Origin of the sequence: Devosia aquimaris, from assembly GCF_020169335.1 — a bacterium.
GTDB classification, from domain to species: domain Bacteria; phylum Pseudomonadota; class Alphaproteobacteria; order Rhizobiales; family Devosiaceae; genus Devosia; species Devosia aquimaris.
In genome coordinates this window covers 515,840-540,035 of sequence record NZ_JAIEZN010000001.1, presented here as the reverse complement: position 1 = coordinate 540,035, position 24,196 = coordinate 515,840, and the positions used below count along the sequence as shown (strand labels likewise).

The window sequence follows — 24,196 nt, the reverse complement described above, 5'->3', positions numbered from 1 at the left end:
GCACCGGCCGTCCCAAGTGTTGTGTTGATCAGGAGCCGTCAGCTCACGGGGAACTGGATGGCCTGGCTGCTGACGATATACCAGGTGACGAACAGCGCGTTGATGAAGGCGCCGGGCAGGTAGCTGCCAGTGCGCCGCCAGGCGAAGGTCGACAGGAACGCCACCACCGCCAGCAGCGGCAGGAACTGCATGCCGATCACGGTATTCAGCGGCTCGTTCATGCTGAACAGGTGGCCGGTGAACAGCAGCGTGAGGTACTGGAAGCCCAGGAACACCACAAAGCCCAGCGTCAGCGCGGCAATGTTGGACAGATACTGGGTGATCCGGTTGTCACCGCGAACCGACAGGCCCGTGTGCAGGCCACGCAGGGCGAGCACGAAGAACACCGTGAACGGCACGAGATAGACCAGCGCGATCTTGGCACGGACCAGGTCGAACGGCTTGAGCGCCAGCACCCAGAAGCGGAAATCGACCTTGAAGAGGAAATCCACTGCGCAGACTGCGAGATAGCCGATACCGACCGTGGCCAGGGCAATCAGCACCGAGCCAAGGATGTCGCCACGCCCTTCGACCTTGTTGCCCCTGAGCACGAAGCCGGTGGCCAGAACGATCAGGCCATTGAGCACCGCCCAAAGCGCGATCTGGGACGTGAATGTCTGCGGCAGCAAGGCCGACGCGGGAAACACCACCGTGGCCCAATAGAAGAACGGGTAGTAGGTGATCACCGGGACAAAGGCAGACAGGGCGAAGGCGATCCACCACTTTGCGCTGCGGCTGTCATGGGCGGTGCCCGCCGGTTCCCGACGCAGACGGGCAAATGCCTGGGTAGAGAGCAGCATTTCGAAGGTGCCGGCCAGCAGGACGACAAAGCCGACCAGCGCGATCAGCGTGCCGATTTCCTTCCAGATCCAGATCTGGTCGTCCACCGGCAGCGGCTTGGCGCCTTCCAGCGTCTGGTCAAACCAGGTGATGGCATCGCCAATGGCTTCATTGGAGAAGTGGTCGCCCGGATGGGTGGTGTTGGGCTGGGTCAGCATGCGACCGGTGCCGGCGGCAATGTCGCCGTAGACCTGGCCGGCCACAACCGGCTCGGTGACGCCGAACACTGTCTGCAGCTTGGGGCTGACAGGAACCTCCTGGGCCGTGGGAACACCCCACATCACCTCCGAGAATTCGTCAAACTTGGAGAACACGACCGCCAGGTTGCGTGGCCAGCTGGTGTCGCCTTCCTTGGCGAAGGGCGCGCCGGTGCTGGAGCCTTCCAGCACCACGGCCTTATAGGCGTCGGGCATGGCGGCGGCGGCAGCCAGCACGGTCCAGCCCCCCATGGAATGGCCTTCCAGGCCGATATTGTTCACATCGACAATATCGAGCGTGCGCAGATAGGCCAGACCGGCCGGGCCGCCGAAGCCATTGGCAAAGGCCGGAGCGTCCGAATAGCCATGCCCCTTCTGGTCGAGCGCCAGCACGACATAGCCGCGACGGGCGAATTCGATTGCGAAACCGTCCTGGGTTTCACGGCTGTTGAAATAGCCATGCACGGCCAGAATGGCCGGTGCCTTGTTTTCGGACGTGACACCCGGTGGCACATAGAGCAGGCCGCTCATGACCTCGCCATTGGTGCCGTTGAAGCGCAGGTCGCGGATGGTTATGCCGCCCGAGGTCTGGATGAAATGTGCGAGCAGTGCGCCCGCCAAAATGATGATCCACCCCAGGTGGAACAAGCGAAATTGTCTCAACATGATCGTGAGCTCCCCTAAAAGCCTCCAGCCAACGCCCGCACTTGATGGCAGGTCTGTTCAGCCAGTGCGCCATCTGTAGCAGACTTAAAAACGAAACAATACGCGCTTGAAACGAAATATTTCTGGCGTGATACGAACTGCGCTCACGCACCTGCCGGGCGCTTCTCAAGGCCGTGACGTCGGGCTAGGCTGGGCGCTCAGGTCAACCAGGACACTTGCCATGCCCAAGCGTGCCAACGACGAAACCCTGTTGCGCCAGGCCTTTGCCGTGGCAGAGCGATCGCGAGCTCAGGGCGATCATCCCTTTGGCGCCATTCTCGCGGATCGGGACGGCACCATCCTGATGGAACAGGGCAACGGTTTCTCCGCCGAAGGACATGACCGAACCGCGCATGCCGAAAAGCTGCTGGCGACGCGGGCGGGCAAGGCGTTCAGTCTCGACGTGCTCGCTGGGGCGACGCTCTATAGCTCTGCCGAACCCTGCGCCATGTGTGCCGGGGCCATCTATTGGGCCGGCATCGGCCGGGTGGTGTTCGGCCAGACCGAGCGCGGCCTCAAGGCGATGACGGGCAACAATCCCGAGAACCCGACGCTGGACCTGCCCTGTGCCGTGGTGTTTGCCGCCGGGCAGCGCCCTACCGAAGTGGTGGGACCACTGCTCGAGGACGAGGCCACGCAGCTGCAGGCCGACTACTGGGCCAGTCGTGGCTAGCCGGCTGCTGCCAGCCGGGGCCGGCTGACCGCATCGAGCGCCTGTTGCATGACACGGGAATCAGCGCCCGGACGACAGGCCTCCACGCTCAGGATCTGGCGGAACTGACGGGCACCGGGCAGGCCATTGGCCAGGCCCAGCATATGGCGGGCGATATTGTTGATGCGCGTGCCGGCGGCGGCCTCGCGATCGGCATAGGCAGCCATGGCGGTCATCACCTGCGCCAGCGACACGGGCTCGGTGGTCGCGCCGAAGATGCGGCGATCGACGTCCGCCAGCAGCATGGGATTGTGATAGGCGGCGCGGCCCAGCATGACACCATCGGTGTGCGCCAGCTCGGCCTCGGCAGCGTCCAGCGTTTCGATGCCGCCATTGATCATGACCTGCAGCGGGGCTAGGCGCGCGCGCAGGCGATGCACCCGATCATAGTCGAGCGGCGGAATGGTGCGGTTTTCCTTGGGGCTGAGGCCCTTGAGCCAGGCCTTGCGGGCATGGACATAGAGCGCGTCGACGCCGGCGGCGACCATGGTATCGGCAAAGCGATCGAGGCTTTCCTCGGTGTCCTGGTCGTCGATACCGATGCGGCACTTGACGGTGACGGGCCGGTCGGTGGCGTCACGCATGGCCCGGACGCAGTCGGCCACCAGGTCGGGCTCGGCCATCAGGCAGGCGCCGAAGCGGCCGGACTGGACGCGGTCGGAGGGGCAGCCGACGTTGAGGTTGATTTCAGCATAGCCAGCCGCATGGGCGAGGCGCGTGGCGGCCGCCAGTTCGGTGGGATCGGAACCGCCCAGCTGCAACGCCACGGGCTGCTCGACGGAATCGAAACGCAAATGCCGCTCGGCGTCGCCATGCACAATGGCAGCGCTGGTGACCATTTCGGTAAACAGCAGGCTTTCGCGCGTCAGCAGACGATGGAGGAACCGACAGTGGCGGTCGGTCCAATCCATCATCGGCGCCACGGAAAAGCGGCGGGCGCGGGCGAGTGTGGTGGCGGGCGGGTTCATGGCGGCGGGCAATAGCGCAAATCGGGCAGATTGGCCAGAAGGCTGGCGCAAGGCGCATTTGCACCAAACGCTAACATGTTAGTGATGGCGCTGTAGAACGATATCCGCTATGGCGGCAGACGAGCAATCTTGAGCCGTGGTGAGCATGTCCCAGCCCCGTTCCATCGCCGTCATCGACATCGGCAAGACCAATGCCAAGGTGGTGCTGATCGACGCCGCGTCGCGCCAGCAGATTGCCGCGCACAGCACGCCCAATAGCGTGCGTCGGGACGGGCCGTACCCCCATGCTGACGTCGAACGGCTGTGGGGCTTTATCACGGACAGCCTGGGGACGCTGCAGAAGGCGCATGGAGTGGACGGCATTTCCATAACCACCCATGGCGCAACCGCGGCGCTGATGGCCGGCGAGCAATTGGCCATGCCAGTGCTGGATTACGAGTTTGCTGGGCCGGACGAAACAGCGGCGGACTACGGTGCAGCGCGCCCGGACTTTGCCGAGAGCCTGTCGCCGCGCCTGCCCAATGGGCTCAACCTGGGCGCGCAGATTTTCTGGCAGAGCCGGACGCAGGCCGAGCCCTTCGCCAAGGTCACCGCGATCCTGACCTATCCGCAATATTGGGCCTGGCGGCTCACCGGTGTGCTGGCAAGCGAAGTGACGTCGCTGGGCTGCCACACCGACCTGTGGGCGCCGGCCAAAGGCAACTTCTCCAGCCTGGTTGCCCGTGAAGGCTGGACCAGTCTGTTTCCACCGGTGCGGCCGGCGGCCTCTGTGCTGGGGCCGATCACCCGCGCGGTGGCGGCAGCGACGGGGCTGGCAGCCACTACCCCTGTCACCTGCGGCATCCACGATTCCAATGCCTCGCTGCTGCCGCATCTGGGCACGCATGAGGAGCCCTTCACGATCCTGTCGACCGGCACCTGGGCCATCGCCATGACCGTGGGCGGCGACACCCGCCAACTCGACGCGACGCGCGATAGCCTCGCCAATGTGGATGCCTATGGCCGCGCCGTGCCAACGGCGCGCTTCATGGCCGGGCGCGAGTTCGACCTGCTGGCACCCGGCGCGGTGGTGCCGACCGAAGCCGACATCGATGCCGTGATATCAGGTGATGTCCAGGCGCTGCCCAGCTTTACCCCGGGCGTGGGCCCCTACCCTGACGCGACTGGCCGCTGGACAGTCGATCCCGCCACGCTCAGCCCTGGGCAGCGGACCGCCGCCGTATCGCTTTATCTGGCGCTGGTGACCCGGACGTGCCTCGACCTCTGTGGCCTGGGCCGGCAGATCATCATCGAGGGGCCGCTGGCGCGCAATGCCCTGTTCGCCGCGGCGCTGGCCGAACTCACCGGGGTGCCGGTGCAGGCATCGGGCGATGCGACCGGCACCAGCCTGGGCGCCAGCATGCTGTTTGGCGGGGCGGCAGGCGCGGCGGGTGGCACAGTCATAGCGGCGCTGCAGCACCCCGGGTTCGGTGCCTATGCTGCGCGCTGGAGGGGCCGGCTGTCGCAAGACTAGCTGCACCTGAGCACGCTGCATCGAACGTCGCTAACCATCTGAATAAAAGCGCGAATTCTGCCGCTGCTTTGATGCAATTTGCTCGAATCGCATCGAGGAACCCGATAACGCTTCACCTGCCTGCCAAATGGCAGTGAAGCGAGGAAACTATGAAGTCGAATTTCTTGGGCGTCGTTACAATTTCGGCACTTGCCCTGTTCTCGGTGGCCGGCTCCGCATCGGCACTGGACCGCACGGTCAGTGTCAACAATTTGACGGGTTCGGTCATGACCGAATTCTACGCCTCCAACACGGGCACCAATGACTGGCAGGAAGACATCCTGGGTGACCAGGTGGTCGGCGCCGGCGAAACCGCAACGATCAACATTGATGACGGTTCGGGCTACTGCAAGTTCGACTTCAAGGCTGTGTTCGACGACGGCACCGAAGTCATTTCGCCTGACAACAATGTCTGCGAACTGACCGACTTCAACATTACCGAATAACGCCGACCTTTCGGCCGGATGATGGGGCGGATGCCGGGACTGGCATCCGCCCCTTTTCCTTGCTTCCGTCGACGCTCAGCGGTCGGGCAGCTCATCGACAGAGGTCCGGCGGCGATGCAGGTTGCGCTCGCGCAGCCAGATGTAGAGCCCACTGCCGATGATGATGGTGGCGCCCAGGAAGAACCAGCGATCGGGCGGCTGGTTGAAGATCAGCCAGCTGGCTATCGCCAGATAAAGCAGCTGAAGATAGTTGAACGGAGCCAGCGTTGCCGGCGTGGCAAAGCGGTGGGCTACCGAAATCAACAGATGGCCTAGGACCCCTGCGGTGCCCAGCGTGAAAAACGCAATCCAGGAGATGGGCTGGCTGGGCCAGGTCCAGTCGGTGAAGGCAAAGGGCGTCACCGCCACCAGGGCAATGCCGCCGGCATAGAATTGCTGGGTCATGGCGCTATCGACGCCCGCGAGCTTACGGGTGGCAATGCCGAACAGCGCCCCGGCAAAAGCGGCGAACAGGCTGAGCAGTGCTGCGGGATGGAAAGCCTCGGTGCCCGGACGAATGATCACCAGTGTGCCGATGAAACCTGCGCCAATGGCCAGCCAACGGCGCCAGCCGACGTGCTCACCTAACAACGGCCCCGAGAGCGCACAGACCATGATGGGCGAGGTGAAGAGCAGAGCGCCGGTGACCGTCAGCGGCAGATAGCGCATGGCCAGGAAATTGCCGCCGGTCGAGCCAAGCAGGCAAAGGCCGCGCGCCACTTCCAGCTTCCAGTTGCCTGTGCGGAACAGGTCCCACCCGCGCATGGGCAGGACCAGCATCAGCAGCAGGCCGACATGGATGCCATAGCGGGCGAACATGATCTCGGTGGTGGGCATGCCGCTGACCGAGAGCCATTTGGCCGAGACGTCGAGAAAGATCAGGATGGACTGGGCCAACAGCAGGATCAGGATGGCCCGGTTGGCGTTGTGCTCGATTGCGGCGACGCGGGCGGCCATCAGCGTTCTTCCGTCATGGGCGACACGGGCCGCGACAGGGCCCGTTCGCGCAGCCAGATGTAGAAGCCGCTGGCGACCACAATAGGCGCGCCCAGGTAGAGCCAGATGTCGGGCGGCTGGTTGAAGACCAGCCAGCTTGAGGCAATGAAGAACAGGATCTGCACATAGGCAAAGGGCGCCAAAGCCGAAGCAGGGGCAAAGCGATGGGCGACTGTCAGCAATTGGTGTCCGGAAAAGCCGACGATGCCGATCATGGCCATGACGGTCCAGTCGACCGGATTTGTCGGCCAGGTCCAGCTGGCCAGCGCAAATGGCGCCAGCACAAGCGTGGGGAACGCCGCGCCATAGAACTGCTGGGTTCCCGCGGAATCCACCCCGGCGAGGCGCCGGGTCAGCATGGCATAGCTGGCATAGGACACCGCCCCGCCCAGTGAGAGCAGCGTGGCGGGATGGAACACTTCGGTGCCCGGGCGGACAATGATGAGCACGCCGACGAAACCGACGGCAATGGCCGTCCAGCGCCGCCAGCCGACCTGCTCGCGCAGGAAGAACACCGAGAGCGCGGTGACGATCAGCGGCACGGTGAAGCCAATCGCGCCGGTCACCGTCAGCGGCAGGTAGCGCACGGCCGTAAAGTTGCACAACGTGGCGCCGATCAACGCGGTGGCGCGCAGCATTTCGAGCTTGAGACTATTGGTGCGCAGCAGGCCAAGGCCCTGACGCGGCATGTTGATCGCGGCGGCCAGACCCAGGTGGACGGCATAGCGCACGAACATGATCTGCAGCGCCGGTATGCCGACAAGGCCCAGCCACTTGGCCGATGAATCCAGGCACACGAACAGGAAGTATGCGCCGAGCACGAGCCCGATGCCCAGGAGACGGCGCTCCTCGATGGGCGCGATGATGGTCGACATGGTGTATCCGGAGGAAGTCAGGCAGGCGCTGCGCAGTTTCTCAGCGTTGTAAGATCGCGACCCGACTGTCAATGACGGGCAGCCAAAATCTTGTATGGAAGCCGCTCAATTGCACCGAAGTCCTTCCGGCCGAACGGAACTCTGCCCCGCTCTGCCCCATCCACCGCCCCCCGCAGGGACGGTGGATGGGTAACATGGCAGGCCGCTAGAAGGTCTCGCTGAGATTGCGCACACGCAGCGACTGCACCAGTTCGGCGGCCGAAGGCGTGGCCCCGTGGCGCGGAGTGAAGGTGAGGTCGGTGGTGCGCCCCGGCAGCAAGGTCACGGCATTGTCGGAGAAATAGCCGGGCACATCCACCGTGGCGGTGACAAAGAGCGCGGGCTGGTCGCTCGTCAGGCTCAGCACCAATTGGCCGTCGACTTCGGACCAGCCGGCGCGCACCTTGGGTTGCACCAGTTCATAGGCCTTGTAGGGCTTGGGGAAGAAGTCGTTCTCGCCCAGCAGCTTGCCCTGGGCATCGCGCCAGGAGAAGAACAGGAACTCGTCGGCGGCCAGATCGGCAAAGGGCACCGACGTGACTTCGATCGCCGCGTCAGAAGAGATGGCCGTATTGCCGCTGAACAGCACGCGCTGGCCACCGGCGACCTTGACGGCCAGCACTTCGAGGGAAATCGACAGCGGAGCACCGGTATCGTTGATGGCGCGCAGCAGGATGCGGCTCGGCGGCGCATTCTCAACCGGCTTGCCACGTGAGTTGGTCACCACGCTGTCGTGCACCGGCACGGCCACGACGTTGACCGGCAGGAAGAAGCGTTTGGCCATATATTGCAGCAGCTTCCACTGCCCGCCGTAGTCGAGGCTCGACCAGCTTGCCACCGGCCAGATGTCGTTGATCTGCCAATAGAGCGTGCCCATGCAGCGCGGCTTGGTGGAGCGCCAGTATTCGATGGCGGTCTTGATGGCCAGGCCCTGCTGGATCTGGCTGAGGAACACCATCTGGTCGAAGTCCCGCGGGAAGCGGAAATAGCGCGTCATGGTCTCGAGGATGCGGGCATTGCCGCCATCGTTGCGCTGGTGATTTTCCATTACCGGCGAGGAGGGATTGCGGTCCTTTGGTTCGGCGAAGGTCTCGATGACATTCATCGAGGTGAAGGACTGGAAGCCGAACTCGGAGGCAAAGCGCGGATTGACCGTACGATAGGCCTCGAAGGACTTGGCGGAGTGCCAGACGTCCCAATAGTGGGTGTCGCCGCGGGTGTCGGCGTGCCAGCCGTCGGAGAAGTCGAGATAGCCCATGGATGGCGACGAGGGCCAGAAGCGCCGGGCGGGGTCTTCATCCTCGACGATATTGCCAAGCATGGAGTTGAGCCGGTCGTAATTGGCGACATAGCGCTCGGGCGCGGCCTTGGTCTCGGGATACCAGTGGAGCGAGCCGATGACTTCATTGTCGCCGCACCACAGGGCAATGCAGGCATGGTGGCTGAGGCGGCGCACCTGCTGGGTAATCTCGGTGCGCACATTGTCGAGGAACGGCCGGTCAGACGGATAGCTCATGCAGGCGAACATGAAGTCGTGCCAGATCAGGATGCCAAGTTCGTCGCACAGTTCGTAGAAATAGTCCGGCTCATACTGGCCGCCGCCCCAGATGCGCAGCATGTTCATGTTGGCGGCTTTGGCGCTGTCGAGCAGGTCGCGGATGACTGCTGGGGTAATGCGGCTGGGAATAGCGTCGGCCGGAATCCAGTTGGCCCCCATCATGGTGACGTCACGGCCATTCACGCGGCACTTGAAGGTGTGGTCGATCTCGTCTTTCTCCACCACCCAGTCGAGCTTGCGCAGACCGATTTTGCGGGTGGTCTTTTCACCCTCCAGATTGGTCACCAGTTCATAGAGCGGCTGCGCACCCTGCCCGGCCGGCCACCACAGCTTGGGATTGTGAATGGTCACGTTGTGAGTGAAGACGTTCTCGCCCTTGTGGACCACGACCTTGTCTGTGATCGTCTGGCCATCGATCGAATGCTCGAGCTCAACCTCACCATGAGCGAAGGCGAAAAGTCGAGTCTTTATCGAGAGTTCCACCGAATTGCTGCCATGGGCCTGATCGACCTGGACGCTCTCCTGGCGGGCCAGGCGCGACTTGCGCAGGCTCATGGTGCCATAGACGCCGATGGGCATGATGCAGATGCCCCAATCCCATCCGGCATGGCAGGCCGCCTTGCGGATGAAGTTCATCGGAACGCCCTTGAGGCCGTTGGTCTGGTAATTCTTGGTGAAGGGGATCGGGAAGGGATGGGCGTCCGAGCGGGCCTGGGCGACATCTGGCGCAATGGCAAAATCGATACGCAGCGTATTCTCGCCCTCACGCACCTTGCCGGTAACGTCGATGTCGTTGCGCAGGAAGCTGTTCTGCGTCTCGGCAACAACCTCGCCATTGAGCGAGATGGTGGCGATGCAATCCACCTCGGCCAGTGTCAGCGTCAGGTAGCCATCGATATCGGCGGCGCTGGCGTCAAAGCGGCGCTCCACCGACCAGGCCGTCTCGTTGACCCACATGACGGTCTTTTCGTTCTCGCCGTAATAGGGGTCGGGAATGTGCCCACCGGCCAGAAGGGCGGTGTGGACATCGCCCGGCAGGGTGATCGGCGCGGCAATGGCGACCGTCGGCGAGGTCAGCGCAAAGGTGCCGGCCAGATCGAGGGCCGAATAGGTGGCGGGAACGGACATGGGCGGGGTCTCCAGGTGCCCGGCGGCGTGGCCGGGCCTGCGTGTCATGGGTGCGAATAACGATGCCAGCGCGCACCGCAATCGATTGCAACGTTCTAGCCGGACTCGCCAGCGCTTCCAATGGGGGTGCGACGGGGAATTGATTGCGTCTGAACGCAGGCAGCTTGTGGGCATGCAGAAAATCGTTTGACGCTGCCAGGATGACGCCCAGTCCGAGTCAATCCCGCAGCCCACGTTTACTGTTGTGTTAGGGTTTTGGGCGCTATTTTGGAAGTGATTGAGGACTTCGCACTGGTGTCTGGACTGAAATCAGCGCTGCGGGCCATTTCGGCGCCCTACGAGCCAGACCTGGTAATGGCCCAGGCGAGAGCCCTCTCGCGTCAAATTCCGCTGATGTACATCATGCTGGTGATCAATTCGCTGATCCTGGCAGGGTCCTATGTCGGCAGCGCTCCGGTCGCCATGACAGTCTATGTTCCCGGCGCCCTGACGGCCATATGCGTTGGACGGCTGATCTTCTGGTGGCGCCGGCGCAATCGCGTCATCAGCGTTGACCGCGCCCGCCGCACACTCAATTCCATGTTGTGGATCACCGGCCCACTGGCGCTGGGGTTCACCGGCTGGGCGATTTCGCTCTACCCCTATGGCAACGCCTATCAGCAGTCCCACATCGCCTTCTACATGGGCATTACCACCATCGGCTGCATGTTCTGCCTGATGCATGTGCGCGCAGCGTCCCTGATCGTGGCCACCTGCGTGCTGGTGCCCTTCACGGTGTTCTTCTCGTTTACCGGACATCCGATCTTCACCGCGTTGGCCGTGAACATGGTGGTGGTCGTCGTCGCGCTCCTGGTGATCCTGCTGGGCAACTACCGCGACTTCAATGCGCTGGTGGCGTCGCGCTCGGCCATTGTGCAGCGCCAGCAGGAGACCCAGCGCCTCTCCGATGAAAACGACCGGCTGGCCAACGTCGATACGCTGACCGGTCTCCCCAACCGCCGCTCTTTTGACCGTCATCTGGCTGCGCGTCTGGCCGATGCACCGCCGGGCGGCATCGCCGTGGCGCTGATCGATCTGGACAGCTTCAAATCGGTCAACGACATCTTCGGCCAGATCACCGGCGACCGCGTGCTGGTCGAGGTGGCCCACCGCATCGATACGCTCCGTCGGCCCGGCTCGTTCCTCGCGAGGCTGGGCGGGGACAATTTTGCGCTGATCATGGATGGGCCCACCAGCGAAACGCTGTTGCAGGTGACGGGCGACCTGATCTGCCACGCCCTGCGCTCCTCGTTCGAGCTGCCCGGAGCCACCATTCACCTCACCTCCTCGGTGGGCTTTGCCGCCTCCCATGTCGATGACACCGCCGAGACCCTGTTTGACCGCGCGGACTACGCCACCTCGGTGGCCAAACGCGACCAGCGCGGCAAGTCCGTGGTGTTCAACGACACCCATGCGCAGGAGATCAGCAAGGTCCGCATGCTCGAGCACGCCTTGCACACGGCCGATCTCGACAAGGAAATGTACATCCTGTTCCAGCCGCAGTTCGACATGCTGCTCAAGCGTACCACCGGCTTTGAGGTGCTGGCGCGCTGGAAGAGCCCGATCCTGGGCGAAGTCTCGCCCATGGAGTTCATTCCATTGGCCGAACGCACCGGCATGATCTGCAAGATCACCCAGACGGTGCTGCGCAAGGCGCTTCTGGTGTCAAAGACGCTGCCGCGGTCGATGCGCCTGTCAGTGAACCTGTCGGCTCATGACATTGGCTCGGCGACGGCGATCGAGAGCATCGTGGCGCTGGTGGAATCGGTGGGGCGCCCCTGCCGCATCGACTTCGAGATTACAGAGACCGCCGTCATGCGCGACTTGGTGCAAGCCAATGACGCCCTGCTGTCGCTACTGGCGCTGGGCGCCCGCATTGCCCTGGACGACTTCGGCACCGGCCATTCCAGCCTGACCCATGTGCAGCGGCTGCCCCTCGACCGCATCAAGGTGGACCGCAGCTTTGTGGCTGACGTCACGCACGATCCCACCAGCCGCGCAATCGTCAAGACAACGATCGACTTGTGCCGGAACCTGGGCATTTCGTGTGTGTTCGAGGGCATCGAAACCGAAGACCAGCTGCACGTGCTGACGGGCCTGGGCGGATCGGTGATGCAGGGCTATCTGTTCGGCCGGCCGATGCGCGAGGAAATGGTGCACAACCACATCCTGACCGAGCGGCGCGAATGGGGTGCCGAGCCCGCACAATATTTCGGCAATACCGGCTGACATCAGCCGAGAGGCTGGCGCCGCACGCTGACGCGCGCGACGCCGGTTGATCAGACCGTGGCGTCCAGATCGAGGAAACCGCCAGACTGGCGTTCCCACAGCTGGGCATAGTGTCCGCCGGTGGCCAGAAGTTGGGCATGGGTGCCCTGCTCGACGATTTGCCCCTTTTCCAGCACCACCAGGCGATCCATTGCGGCGATGGTGGAGAGACGGTGGGCAATGGCGATCACCGTCTTGCCCTGCATGAGCGTGGTCAACTGCTCCTGTATGGCCGCCTCGACCTCGGAATCGAGGGCGGAGGTCGCTTCATCGAGCACCAGGATCGGCGCGTTCTTGAGCAGCACCCGGGCGATGGCGATGCGCTGGCGTTGACCTCCCGAGAGCTTGACGCCCCGCTCGCCCACATGGGCGTCGTAGCCGGTGAAGCCCTTGGGATCGACCAGGCCCATGACAACGTCATGCACCTTGGCCTGCTCGGCAGCCTGGATCATCTCCTCATCGGTCGCAGTCTGGCGACCGTATTTGAGGTTCTCGCGGATGGAGCGATGCAGCAGCGACGTGTCCTGGCTGACCAGGCCGATGGCCGCCCGCACACTCTCCTGGGTGACGTCGCGGACATCCTGCCCGTCGATGCGGATGGAGCCACCCTGCACGTCGAACATGCGCAGGGCCAGGTTCACCAGCGTTGACTTGCCAGAGCCCGAGCGCCCCACCAGGCCGATCTTTTCGCCTGGCGCCACCGTGAGGTGGAAGTCCTCGATGACGCTGCCGGCCTTGCCCCGCCAATAGTTGAAGCTGACATTGTCATAGGTCAGCTCGCCCTTGCTGACATGCAGGGGCTTGGCTCCGGGCGCATCGAGCATGGTCAGGGGCTGGGCGATGGTGTCCATGGAATCGCGGACCGTGCCCACCTGGCGGAAGATGTTGGAGCCGATTTCAAGGATCCAGCCGCTCATGTTCATGATCTGGAGGGCAAAGGGGATGGCGGTGGCCACGGCGCCAGCCGCCAATATGCCGTCGTTCCAGCCCTTGAGCGCCAGCCAGGTCACCGACACCACCAGCCCGGCGTTGAGCAGGAACAGGATGGACCACATATAGGTGAACACCCGCATCAGCTTGCGGAAGCTAACGGCGTGATCCTCAATGGAATCAGCGACATAGAGGTCTTCGTGCTCGCCGGTCGAGAAGGTCTTGAGCGTCTGGATATTGGTGTAGCTGTCCACGATGCGGCCGGTCATGACCGATTTGGATTCCGAGAGTTCCTCGGAATAGCGGGCAATCAACGGCATGGTGATGGTGAACAGGATCGCATAGAGCAGCAGCCAGGCAGCGATGGGCACCAGCAACACCAGGTCGAGCCGGGCCAGCACGACAATGGCCACCACGACGAACACCAGCGCATACCAGGCGGCATCGATGGTCAGGTTCACCCCGATCTCGATGGCTTCACCGGCCTGGATGATCTTGTTGGCGATGCGGCCGGCAAAATCGTTCTGGAAGAAGGTCCAGCTCTGGCGGATCACGTGCCAGTGGCTCTGCCAGCGCACCAGATCGACCAGATTGGGCACGATGCCGTGGTTGCGGATCAGCGTGTCGCACAGAAAAGTCAGCGGACGGATGACGACGACGACCAGCACCATCCAGAGGAAGGTATGGCCGTTGACGGTGAACATCTCGCCGGGCGGGGTCGTGGCCAACATGCCGACGACCAGGCCGACAAATACGGGCATCAGCGCATCAGCCACCGAACCGATGGCCACCAGCGCGATGCGGATGACGAAGGCGAGGCGGAACTGGCCGACAAAATAGGAAACGAAGGGACGAAGGCCCATGGGGGGCTGACGATCTTTGGCCAGCGCGGTGGGCGAATAGAGATGGTCGAAATAGTCGATGACGCGGTTGAACATTTTGAGCTCATTATCTTGAGCCGCGCCTGACGGAGTTTTTCTGGCTCAGGTCAGGTTCGGTGACGGTCCATGGGTCTGCGTTTGGTGCCGACGGCGGGGTTTCGGCGTGCGGTTATGGCCGTTTCGATGATGTCACCCATTTGGGATCTCCTCTGGTTGGGTTGGTCGCTGGAGTTCTTGGTGCCCACCCTCCCCTTGAAGGGAGGGTGGGCAACTATTGCTACTGTGCCGCCTCGGTGGCTTCGCTGTCCGCGTCGATGAATCCACCCGACTGGCGGTTCCACAGGCTGGCATAGATGCCGCCGGTCTGCAGCAGCTCGGCATGGGTACCCGTCTCGACGATGCGGCCCTTGTCGAGCACCACCAGCCGATCCATCATGGCGATAGTCGACAGGCGATGGGCGATGGCGATCACGGTCTTGCCCTTCATCAGCAGCTGCAGCTGGCCCTGGATGGCCGCCTCAACTTCGGAATCGAGCGCCGAGGTCGCCTCATCCAGCACCAGGATCGGCGCATTCTTGAGCAGCACCCGGGCAATGGCGATACGCTGACGCTGTCCGCCAGAAAGCTTGACGCCGCGCTCACCCACATGGGCATCAAAGCCCTTGCGGCCCTTGGGATCGCTGAGCCCCTCGATGAAGCTGGTCGCCTCGGCCAGATCGGCCGCCTCGCGCATCATTGCCTCGGTCGCGTCGGGGCGACCGTACAGGATGTTGTCGCGCACCGAACGGTGCAGCAGCGAGGTGTCCTGCGTGACCACGCCGATATTGGCGCGCAGGCTGTCCTGCGTGACATGGGCGATGTCGTGGCCGTCGATCAGCACATGGCCATCAGCGCGGTCATAAAAGCGCAGCAGCAGGTTCACGAGTGTCGACTTGCCCGCACCCGAGCGCCCGACCAGGCCGATCTTTTCGCCCGGACGGATATGCAGGTTGAGGTCCTCGATGACGCCGCCGGTCTTGCCGTAGTGGAACGAGACATGCTCGAACTTGATGTCGCCCTTGACCTCGGGCAGCGCCTTGGCATCGGGCAGGTCCGAAACAACGCGGGAGACCGAGAGCGAGGAGATGCCGTCGCGCACGGTGCCGATGTTCTCGAACAGCGAGGACATTTCCCACATGACCCACTGGCTCATGCCCTGGAAGCGCATGACAAGGCCGAGCGAGACTGCCAGTGCGCCCGGGCTCATCAGCCCGTTGAACCAGAGCCAGAGGCCGGTCGAGGCCACCGCAAACAGCAGCAGCGCGTTGGACCACAGCACCGAGATATTGAGCACGGTGAACAGGCGCATCTGCCGGTAGGCCGTGTCGAGGAACTCGTCCATGGCCTCCTTGGCATAGGTCTCTTCCCGGTTGGAATGGCTGAAGAGCTTGACGGTGGCGATATTGGTATAACTGTCCACGATCCGGCCGGTCATCAGCGAGCGGGCGTCCGCCTGCTCGGCCGAGATTTTGCCCATGCGCGGGATGAAATATGTCATCATCCACACATAGGCCACCAGCCACACGAGGAACGGCACGGCCAGGCGCCAGTCTGCCGAGGCCGCCAATACCAGCGCACCGGTAAAATAGACGACCACATAGACCAGCATGTCGAGCAACTTCATGACCACTTCGCGCACGGCGAGCGAGGTCTGCATCAGCTTGGCGCCGATACGGCCGGCGAACTCGTCCTGGAAATAGCTCATGGACTGGCGGATGAGATAGCGATGGCTCATCCAGCGGATGCGCTGGGGAAAATTGCCCAGCAGCGTCTGGTGCATGGTCAGGGTCGAGAGCGCAGCAAAGGCGGGCACGACAAAGACCACTGTTGCGCCCATCAGCGCCAGTTTCCAGCCATCGGTCTGCAGGAACGTGGCGCGATCAGCCTCGGCCAGCCAGTTCACCACATCGCCGATGAAGCCGAAAATGACGATCTCGCCGATGGCCACCGCCGCAGCCGCAAAGGCCATCAGCGCCAGCCACTTCTTGGCGCCGCGGCTATAGTGCAGGCAGAACTGCAGCAGGCCCTTGGGGGGCTCTACCGGCTCGCCGGGAGGATAGGGGTTCAGCCGCTGCTCAAACCAACGCAACATCTCAAATCACCATTGTCTATGCCAGAGGGGCGTAACGTCCTGCCATCAAGGCGAAGGCGCGGCGTCTGCCGCGCGCAGGGCATGGATTGGCCGAGGGCATTGGCGCCGGTCGGGGAATGTCAGAAGCGCCCTCGATACGCCCGCAATTGACGCAGAGGAGGCACGCAGAGCTCTCGCAGGTTGCCTCTCCCCAATGCCGTCCCATTTGGCGTAGAAGAGTGCAGCAAAGCGGTCGCTGGCCGCGTAGGTTACACGAAAGCGCCGAGTCTGCTGTTGCGGCGTTGCCACATTTGTTTTGAGACCGCAGTTTTAACGGATCCATTCATGCGCACTGACACCGAGCACACCATCTATCTCAAGGACTATACGCCAAGCCCGTACAAGATCGTCTCGGTGGATCTGGATTTCCGTATCGAGGCGGCCGACACCCGGGTGCGCGCGCTGCTGACGGTAGAGCCTGCAGCCGACACCGCGGCGGGCACCCCGCTGGTGCTCGATGGGGACGAACTGGCGCTGGATTCGATTGCCATCGACGGCGCGCCGCTGGTGCTGTCGGCCTATGCCAGCGACGCCAACAGCCTGACCATCATCGAGCCGCCGCTGCGTCGCTTCGTGCTCGAGACGGAAGTGACCATCAAGCCTGAGGGCAACACCAAGCTGATGGGGCTCTATCGCTCGGGCGGCACCTGGTGCACCCAGTGCGAGCCGGAAGGCTTCCGCCGCATCACCTATTATCTCGATCGCCCGGACAATCTGGCCGTGTTCAAGGTGCGCATGACGGCACCACTCGATCTGGCGCCGGTGCTGCTGGCCAATGGCAATCTGATCGAGAGCGGCGATGCAGGACATGGCCGCCACTACGCCATCTGGGAAGACCCCTTCCCCAAGCCGGCTTATCTCTTCGCCTTGGTGGCCGGCGACCTGGGCCATATCAGCGACAGCTTCACCACGGCTTCGGGCCGCAAGGTGGACCTGGCGATCTATTGCACCCATGGCAAGGAAGACCAGTGCCTGTGGGCCATGGACAGCCTCAAGCGCTCCATGGCCTGGGACGAGCGCCGCTTCGGCCGCGAATATGATCTGGACATGTTCAACATCGTGGCGGTGAGCGATTTCAACTTCGGCGCCATGGAGAACAAGGGGCTGAACATCTTCAACGACAAGCTGGTGTTCGCCCAGCCCGAGAGCGCCACCGATGCCGACTACGAAGGCATCGAGCGCGTCATCGCGCATGAATATTTCCACAACTGGACCGGCAACCGCATCACCTGCCGGGACTGGTTCCAGCTGTGCCTGAAAGAGGGGCTGACGGTCTATCGCGACCAGGAGTTCACCAGCGACGAGCGCAGCCGCGCGGTCAAGCGCATCTCCGATGTGGTGACGCTGCGCAGTGCGCAATTCCCCGAGGACGGCGGCCCGCTGGCCCACCCTGCCCGGCCGGACCAGTATCGCGAGATCAACAACTTCTATACGGCCACGGTGTACGAGAAAGGCGCCGAGATCGTGCGCATGCTGGCCACGCTTCTGGGCGAAGCCGGTTTCCGCAAGGGCATGGACCTCTATTTCGAGCGTCATGACGGCGAAGCCACCACGATCGAGGCCTTCCTGGCCGTGTTTGCCGAGGCCAATGACATGGACCTCGAGCAGTTCAAGACCTGGTATCTGCAGGCCGGCACGCCGCGCGTCACCATGACGGACAGCTATGATGCTGCCAGCCAGACCTATACGCTCAAGCTGAGCCAGGAGACGCTGCCCACGCCCGGCCAGCCAACCAAGCAGGCTCTGGAGCTGCCCATCAAATTCGGCCTCATTGGCCCCAATGGCAGCCCCATGGGTTGGACCGGCGTCAGCGGCGCTGACGTGCGCGACGACATGATCGTGCTGCGTGACGGCCAGGCCGAGGTGGTGTTCACCGGCGTGCCGAACCGCCCGGTGCCCTCGCTGCTGCGTGGCTTCTCGGCGCCTGTCACACTGGAAACCACGCTCACCCAGGACGATCAGCTCTTCCTGGCTCGCCACGACAGCGACCCGTTCAACCGCTGGCAGGCGCTGCAGGATGTCGGCATGACGCTGGCGGTCGATGCCATCAAGGGCCAGCCCTGGAGTGCCGAGGCAGCGCGGGCGCTCAGCGACGCCTTTGGCGAGACGCTGGCGAGCGACACGCTCGACGACGCCTTCAAGGCCCTGGCGCTCGCACTGCCGGCCGAAGGGCAGATCGCCCGCGCCATTGGCAAGGACGTCGACCCCAGCCGCATCCATGCGGTGCGCGACGCCCTGCTGCAGGCCGTCTTCGCCCCGCTGGCGCTACAGATGCTGACGGCCTATCGCAGGCTCACAAGCGACGCCCCCTATGTGCCCGACGCCGCCAGCAATGGCCGCCGCGCCCTGCGCAATCGACTGCTCGGCCTGCTGGTTGCCAGCCAGGCCGCTGGCGCACCGGCGCTGGCCGCCCAGCAATATGCCGATGCCCGCAACATGACCGATCGGCTGGCGGCCCTCAGTGCCAGCGCCCTGGCCTGGACCGCCGATGCACCCGCCATGCTGGCCGATTTCCATACGCGCTTTGCCGCCGGCAATCCGCTGGTGCTGGACAAGTGGCTGGCTGTCACCGCCTCGGTGCCGGCCGATGGCGTCATCGAGCGCATCCGTGCCGTGCTGGCTGCCCCTGACTTCCCGCGCACCAACCCCAATCGGCTGCGCTCGCTGGTGGGAACATTCGCCATGGGCAATCCCACCCAGTTTGCCCGGGCAGATGGTGCCGGCTTCCGCTTCGTCGCCGAGTTCGTGGCGGAGGTCGACAAGGTCAATCCGCAGGTCGCCAGCCGCGTGCTCACCGGCTTCCGCATCTGGCCTATGCTGGAGTCCGAGCGCCGGGCGGCAGCCAAGGCTGCGCTCGAAGGTCTGCAGTCCACAGGCGGCCTCAGCCGCAACACCGCGGATATCCTCACGCGCATGCTGGCAAGCTAAATCGGCGCCAAGATTGGAAGAATTTTTCTTCACCGCTAAGTGATTCTGCTGACTCGCGTTTTCGCGGGTCAGCCCGCATGCCGCGGGACAGGGCTCTGGACACCGCTGACGGGCTGATTCATTGTTCGTTAACGGCAAATCGGGTCGCCGTTTCTAGCCTAACTTATAGCGGAGAAGTACATGCGGTCGGCGGAGATATCCGGCGTCGGGGCCAAGGGATTCCGGGCCGACCAGGATCAAACACCCGCTTCCCAACCGGGGCCGGGCACGAGCCGACCCAGCCTTCGCCCGCACCCCTTCGCAGCCTCCCCCATTACGCTGGCCGTCGCCATGACGTCCGTGCTGGCCGCCAGCCTGTTCGTGGCCTACGACGCGGTCAGCACCATGATGTCGACAGACCGCGCGCTGACCACCATCAGCACCGAACTGGCCAGGCTGGAACAGTCGAGCCCGGTGGCGATGGGTCCACAGGGCGGCAGTTCGCTGGCGCCGTGGCTCGGCAGCGGCCTGGTGGCGACGCCCGTTGGCATGGACATGGTGCAGCCGGTTGCGGCGATCGAGCCCAGCGTCAGTGAAGCGGTCTCGGTGGCCAACGAACCTGACAATCTCTGGATCGGCATCGCCCAGCGGGGTGGGATTGCCTTTGCCCTGGCCGCGCTGCTGGTCTTTGTGGCGGCGCGCAGTAGGCTGGGCGGGATGACCGACGTGTGGCAGCGCCAGAGCTACCGCACCGTCACCGCCGCCATTCCCATGGGCGTCGCCTGCTGGACACGAACCGGCGAGCTTGTGGTGTGCAACGACAGTTTCCGCCAGCGGCTCAACCTCACGCAGCCCCATGCCAGCTACCGTGACACGCTGCAGGTGCTGATCAATGGCGGCTATGTGAACCTGATCAATGAAGACGACAACAAGCGCCTGCTGGAACTGCATGGCGAGGATGGCCAGTGCCTGCTGATCGACGAACGGCCCCTGGCCGACGGCGGCTTCATGACCCTGGTGAGCGACATCACTGAGCGCAAGCAGATCGACAACATGCTGCAGGCGGTGCAGAGCGAGCAGCGCCTGCTCGCCCGCCGCTATCACGAAGAAAAACTCAAAGCCGAAGCGGCCAGTCACGCCAAAACCAATTTCCTGGCCCATCTCAGCCACGACATTCGTACGCCGCTCAACCATATCATCGGTTTCGCCGAGATGATGCGGCACCAGACCTATGGACCGCTCGGCGACCCCCGTTATGCCGATTATGTGCAGTCCATCAAGCAGTCCGGTGAACACCTGCTGGCCTCCTTCGCAACGATCCTGGACCTTGCCGAGTTCGAGAGCGGTGCCAAGGTGTTGCGCAGCGAGCCGGTGGTGGTGGACGATCTGCTGGACAGCGTGCTCGACCGGTTCCATGGTCAGGCCCAGCGGGCGGGCATTGCCTTCGTGCGCTGTGCCCCCTGCCAGGCGGTGGTGCTCGGCGACCGCATGGGACTGGCGCGTATGGTGGGCAATATCATGGAGAATTCCCTGCGCTTCACGCCCAAGGGCGGCTCGATCACCCTGGCGGCCTTTGCGGCGCGCGACGGCGTGGTCATCGAGATCACCGACACCGGCGTGGGCATGAGCGAGGAGCGCCTGGCGACACTCTCGCAACCCTTTGCCCTGGGCGACGCCACCTTTACCCGCGAAGGCGTGGGTCAGGGGCTGGGAATTTCGATCGCCCGCGCAATTGCCGAACAGAGCGGCGGCAAACTGGCCATCGATTCCAGCCCGGCGTTGGGGACGACGGTGGCCATCTCGCTGCCGCTGGATTCAATGATCAACCTACAGGCAGCAGAATGAACCGCGACTGGCACGACGCCCACCCCATGCCCGAACACGCAACGCTGGAACAGCGTCTGGCCTGGCATCTCGATCACGCAGCGCAATGCGCCTGCCGGCCGATCCCCGACAGCATTCTGACCGTCATGACCGAGCGCGGCATCGCGGTTCCGCCGCGCCCGGCGCGCTGACGCCCTCTAGAGCGTTCTGGCCTTCTCGTACCAGGCCGTGGCTGCGGCACTGACTTCGTTGCGCATGTCGCCGAGGTCGGTTTCGAGGCGGCTGAAGTCCGGATAATGGGTCAGCCCGGCCAGCAGTTCCTTGAAGGCACCCGGCCAGGCCTCGTCGCGCAGCGGATGTACCAGCGCCGAACTCATCACCTGCAGAACCGTGGCATAGACCTCATGGATTTGCGCCAGCCGCACGCCATTGGGCACGAGCCCTGTTTCACCCAGGCGCTGCAGCACGGCCATGGTTGGCGCCTGAGGCAGGCCGATAGTATTGCCTGCCACCAGTTGCGCCGACTGCGCAATGAACTCGAGGTCGATCAGTCCGCCACTGGCCAGCTTGAGGTCAAAGCTGTGCCGGGCCGGGCGTTCCCGCGCCATCAGGGCGCGCATGGACACCACATCATCAATGGTCTTGTTGACGTCGCGCGGGCGGGACATCACCTCGGTGATTGCTGCATCGATGGCGAAGCCGAAGCTGTCGTCGGCCACCACGACGCGGGCCCGGCTGAGGGCGAGATGCTCCCAGGTCCAGGCGTTGTCGCGGTGATAGGCCTTGAAGCCGGCAAGGCTTGTCGCCAGCGGCCCGGCATTGCCCGAGGGGCGCAGCCGCATGTCGGCCTCGTAAAGCACGCCCTCGGCCGTCGGTGCGGTGACAGCAGCGACAAGACGCTGGGTCAGGCGGGTGTAATAGTGACTGGTGTTGAGCGGCTTTTCGCCCGAGGACTCGGTGTCGGGGGCGTCATAGAGCAGGATGAAGTCGAGATCGGACGCCACCGTCATTTCGCGGCTGGCCATCTTGCCAAAGGCAAGTAGCCCCACCTTGCCGCCGGCGATGACACCATGGCGGCGCTCGAACTCTATCCGGACGCTGGCAAACAGCCGGTTGAGCAGGGTCTCGGCGAGGGCGGAGAATTGCTCGCCTGCCCCGCGCGCGCTCACCGTGCCCGACAGCAGGCCGGCGGCAATCAGGAACTTCTGCTCCTGGCCGATAATGCGGGCGCGGTCGATCACCTCTTCATAGGAGCGCGCGTCGGCCAGGAAGGCATCAACCTTGGCCACCAGCACGTCACGGCGGGTCACGTCATTGGCAAAGGCCGGATCGATCAGCCCATCCATGACATGGGCGCGGTGGATCACGGCCTCGGACATGCGCGGCGCCGAGGCCATCATCTGCACCAGCAGGGTGCGCAGATTGGGGTGGTTGCGCAGCAGGGCAAACAGCTGCACGCCAGTGGGCAGGCGCGACAGGAAGCTGTCAAACTTGGCCAGCGCCTCATCGGCATTGCCGGCGTTGCTGAGCGTATTGAGCAGGGCCGGCAGCAGTTCGGTGAGATGGGCGCGGGCGGCAGACGCCCGGGTGGCCGGATAGCTGCCATAGTGCCACTTCCGCACCGTCTCGATGACCTTGGACGCATTGGAGAAGCCCATGGCGGTCAGGGTTTCGAGCGTGCCCGGGTCGTCGTCGCTGCCGGTGAAAACCAGGTTGCCTTCGCCGCTCCCCAGCGTTTCGCCTTCGGTGAACAGTTCCGCGTAGTAGCCGGCCACGCGCTCAAGCGCGCTGCGATAATCGGCCTCGAACTGGCGCAGATCGCTCTCCCCCATCAGCGTGCCGATCACGGCCACTTCGGCCGGGGTGGCCGGCATGACATGGGTCTGTTCATCGCGCAGCATCTGCAGGCGATTTTCCACCGCACGCAGATACCAATAGGTCTGCGTGAGTTCGGTGGCGGTGCGCGGAGAAATCCAGTTGGCGTCGGCCAGCGCCGCCAGCGCGTGGGCTGTCGGCTTGACGCGCAGTGTCTTGTCGCGACCACCTGCAATGAGCTGCTGGGTCTGGGTAAAGAACTCGATCTCGCGGATGCCACCGCGGCCAAGCTTGACGTTGTGGCCTTCGACGCGGATCTCGCCAACATTCTTGGCAATGTTGATCTGGCGCTTCATCGCCTGGATGTCGGCGATGGTCGCGAAGTCGAGATGCTTGCGCCAGACATAGGGGGCCAGCTCGCGCAGAAAGGCTTCGCCCACGCGCTTGTCCCCGGCGCAGGCGCGGGCCTTGATCCAGGCGGCCCGTTCCCAGTTCTGCCCGCGACTTTCGTAATAGGACAGCGCCGCATCAAAGGAGATGGCGACTGGCGTCGAACCCGGGTCGGGCCGCAGGCGCAGGTCGGTGCGGAAGACATAGCCAAAGGCCTGCCGTTCCTCCATCAGCCCGACCAGCTTCTGTACGATGCGGGAATAGATCTTGGTGGCTTCGCCGGGGTCCTGCAGCACGCCCTTGTCGGGGTCGTAGAAGGCTACGATGTCGATGTCGGACGAATAGTTCAGCTCCTGTCCGCCATGCTTGCCCAGGGCAAAAATGGCCAGGCCGGAATTGGCTGCTGTCGCCTCGCCGGGTGGCAGCGTCAGCTGCCCCTTGGCCGCCGCTTCGCGCAGCAACAGGTTGAGCGCGGCATCGAGTGCGGCATCGGCGAGATCGGACAGGGCTGCCGTCGCCTGTGCGGTGGTCCAGGCGCCGCCGGTCTCCGACAGGGCGGCCAGCAGGGCCGTACGCCCCTTGGCAATGCGCAGCACCGGGGCCAGTTCGGCCTCGTTCGCGGCCACGCGACCGGCCGCGTCGACGGCCTCGACAATGTCGATGAAGGCGCCATCAGCCGTGTCGCCGAGCACCTCGATCAGCCAGCCCAGATTGGTCTGCGCCAATTCCAGCAGATAGGGCGCCGACTCCAGCAATGGCCCCAGCGCCGGCAGGGCCGGAGCCAGAGCGCTGCTCTGATCGGGCGACAGTTCGGCAAGCCAGGCAGAGACACGCGGCGTTGCGATTTTCGGCAGGGCGCTGAGTTTTATGACCATGGC

At 63.9% G+C, this 24,196-nt stretch carries 15 protein-coding genes; 7 read left to right on the top strand and 8 right to left on the bottom strand.

Features of this window, described 5'->3' with window-relative positions; genetic code table 11:
• Positions 1 to 38: 38 nt before the first annotated feature.
• Positions 39 to 1,742, bottom strand: coding sequence for an alpha/beta hydrolase family protein (locus tag K1177_RS02605; RefSeq protein ID WP_224701767.1), 1,704 nt, complete (start codon positions 1,740 to 1,742; stop codon positions 39 to 41).
• A gap of 220 nt (positions 1,743 to 1,962) precedes the next feature.
• Between K1177_RS02605 and K1177_RS02600 the strand changes: the two genes are divergently transcribed.
• A complete protein-coding gene (locus K1177_RS02600; RefSeq protein ID WP_224701766.1) occupies positions 1,963 to 2,454 on the top strand; it encodes a nucleoside deaminase in 492 nt (163 codons plus the stop codon).
• On the opposite strand, the gene dusA is transcribed toward K1177_RS02600, so the two are convergent.
• On the bottom strand, positions 2,451 to 3,461 hold the full coding sequence (dusA, locus tag K1177_RS02595) for a tRNA dihydrouridine(20/20a) synthase DusA (protein ID WP_224701765.1): 1,011 nt from the start codon (positions 3,459 to 3,461) through the stop codon (positions 2,451 to 2,453). The genes K1177_RS02600 and dusA overlap by 4 nt on opposite strands.
• 145 nt (positions 3,462 to 3,606) lie before the next feature.
• On the opposite strand from dusA, the gene K1177_RS02590 reads away from it, so the two are divergent.
• Together K1177_RS02590 and K1177_RS02585 are read left to right on the top strand one after the other, a co-directional pair.
• On the top strand, positions 3,607 to 4,974 hold the full coding sequence (locus K1177_RS02590; RefSeq protein ID WP_224701764.1) for an FGGY-family carbohydrate kinase: 1,368 nt from the start codon (positions 3,607 to 3,609) through the stop codon (positions 4,972 to 4,974).
• 149 nt (positions 4,975 to 5,123) lie between these two features.
• The gene (locus K1177_RS02585) at positions 5,124 to 5,459 is read left to right on the top strand and encodes a hypothetical protein (RefSeq protein WP_224701763.1); all 336 of its coding nucleotides are present in this window, start codon (positions 5,124 to 5,126) and stop codon (positions 5,457 to 5,459) included.
• A 75-nt stretch (positions 5,460 to 5,534) separates the two neighbouring features.
• Here K1177_RS02585 and K1177_RS02580 read toward each other — a convergent pair whose 3' ends face one another.
• The 3 genes from K1177_RS02580 to K1177_RS02570 form a co-directional block, all read right to left on the bottom strand.
• On the bottom strand, positions 5,535 to 6,455 hold the full coding sequence (locus K1177_RS02580) for a DMT family transporter (RefSeq protein WP_224701762.1): 921 nt from the start codon (positions 6,453 to 6,455) through the stop codon (positions 5,535 to 5,537).
• A complete protein-coding gene (locus K1177_RS02575) occupies positions 6,455 to 7,369 on the bottom strand; it encodes a DMT family transporter (protein WP_224701761.1) in 915 nt (304 codons plus the stop codon). The genes K1177_RS02580 and K1177_RS02575 overlap by 1 nt, the downstream gene beginning before the upstream one ends.
• Positions 7,370 to 7,574: 205 nt before the next feature.
• Positions 7,575 to 10,094 (bottom strand): beta-mannosidase, encoded by a 2,520-nt coding sequence (locus tag K1177_RS02570; RefSeq protein ID WP_224701760.1) that lies wholly within the window; start codon positions 10,092 to 10,094, stop codon positions 7,575 to 7,577.
• A 294-nt stretch (positions 10,095 to 10,388) separates the two neighbouring features.
• On the opposite strand from K1177_RS02570, the gene K1177_RS02565 reads away from it, so the two are divergent.
• Positions 10,389 to 12,362, top strand: coding sequence for a putative bifunctional diguanylate cyclase/phosphodiesterase (locus K1177_RS02565; RefSeq protein ID WP_224701759.1), 1,974 nt, complete (start codon positions 10,389 to 10,391; stop codon positions 12,360 to 12,362).
• 50 nt (positions 12,363 to 12,412) lie between these two features.
• On the opposite strand, the gene K1177_RS02560 is transcribed toward K1177_RS02565, so the two are convergent.
• Together K1177_RS02560 and K1177_RS02555 are read right to left on the bottom strand one after the other, a co-directional pair.
• Positions 12,413 to 14,269, bottom strand: a complete 1,857-nt coding sequence (locus K1177_RS02560; protein WP_224701758.1) for an ABC transporter ATP-binding protein — start codon at positions 14,267 to 14,269, stop codon at positions 12,413 to 12,415.
• 220 nt (positions 14,270 to 14,489) lie between these two features.
• Positions 14,490 to 16,343, bottom strand: coding sequence for an ABC transporter ATP-binding protein (locus tag K1177_RS02555; protein ID WP_224701757.1), 1,854 nt, complete (start codon positions 16,341 to 16,343; stop codon positions 14,490 to 14,492).
• Positions 16,344 to 16,667: 324 nt separating this feature from the next.
• Between K1177_RS02555 and pepN the strand changes: the two genes are divergently transcribed.
• From pepN to K1177_RS02540, 3 genes are all read left to right on the top strand, one after another.
• A complete protein-coding gene (gene pepN, locus K1177_RS02550) occupies positions 16,668 to 19,310 on the top strand; it encodes an aminopeptidase N (RefSeq protein WP_224701756.1) in 2,643 nt (880 codons plus the stop codon).
• 330 nt (positions 19,311 to 19,640) lie between these two features.
• Positions 19,641 to 21,134, top strand: a complete 1,494-nt coding sequence (locus K1177_RS02545; RefSeq protein WP_224701755.1) for a sensor histidine kinase — start codon at positions 19,641 to 19,643, stop codon at positions 21,132 to 21,134.
• A complete protein-coding gene (locus tag K1177_RS02540) occupies positions 21,131 to 21,304 on the top strand; it encodes a hypothetical protein (RefSeq protein ID WP_224701754.1) in 174 nt (57 codons plus the stop codon). Before K1177_RS02545 ends, K1177_RS02540 begins: the two co-directional genes overlap by 4 nt.
• A gap of 6 nt (positions 21,305 to 21,310) precedes the next feature.
• On the opposite strand, the gene K1177_RS02535 is transcribed toward K1177_RS02540, so the two are convergent.
• Positions 21,311 to 24,193 (bottom strand): bifunctional [glutamine synthetase] adenylyltransferase/[glutamine synthetase]-adenylyl-L-tyrosine phosphorylase, encoded by a 2,883-nt coding sequence (locus K1177_RS02535; RefSeq protein ID WP_224701753.1) that lies wholly within the window; start codon positions 24,191 to 24,193, stop codon positions 21,311 to 21,313.
• Positions 24,194 to 24,196: the final 3 nt, after the last annotated feature.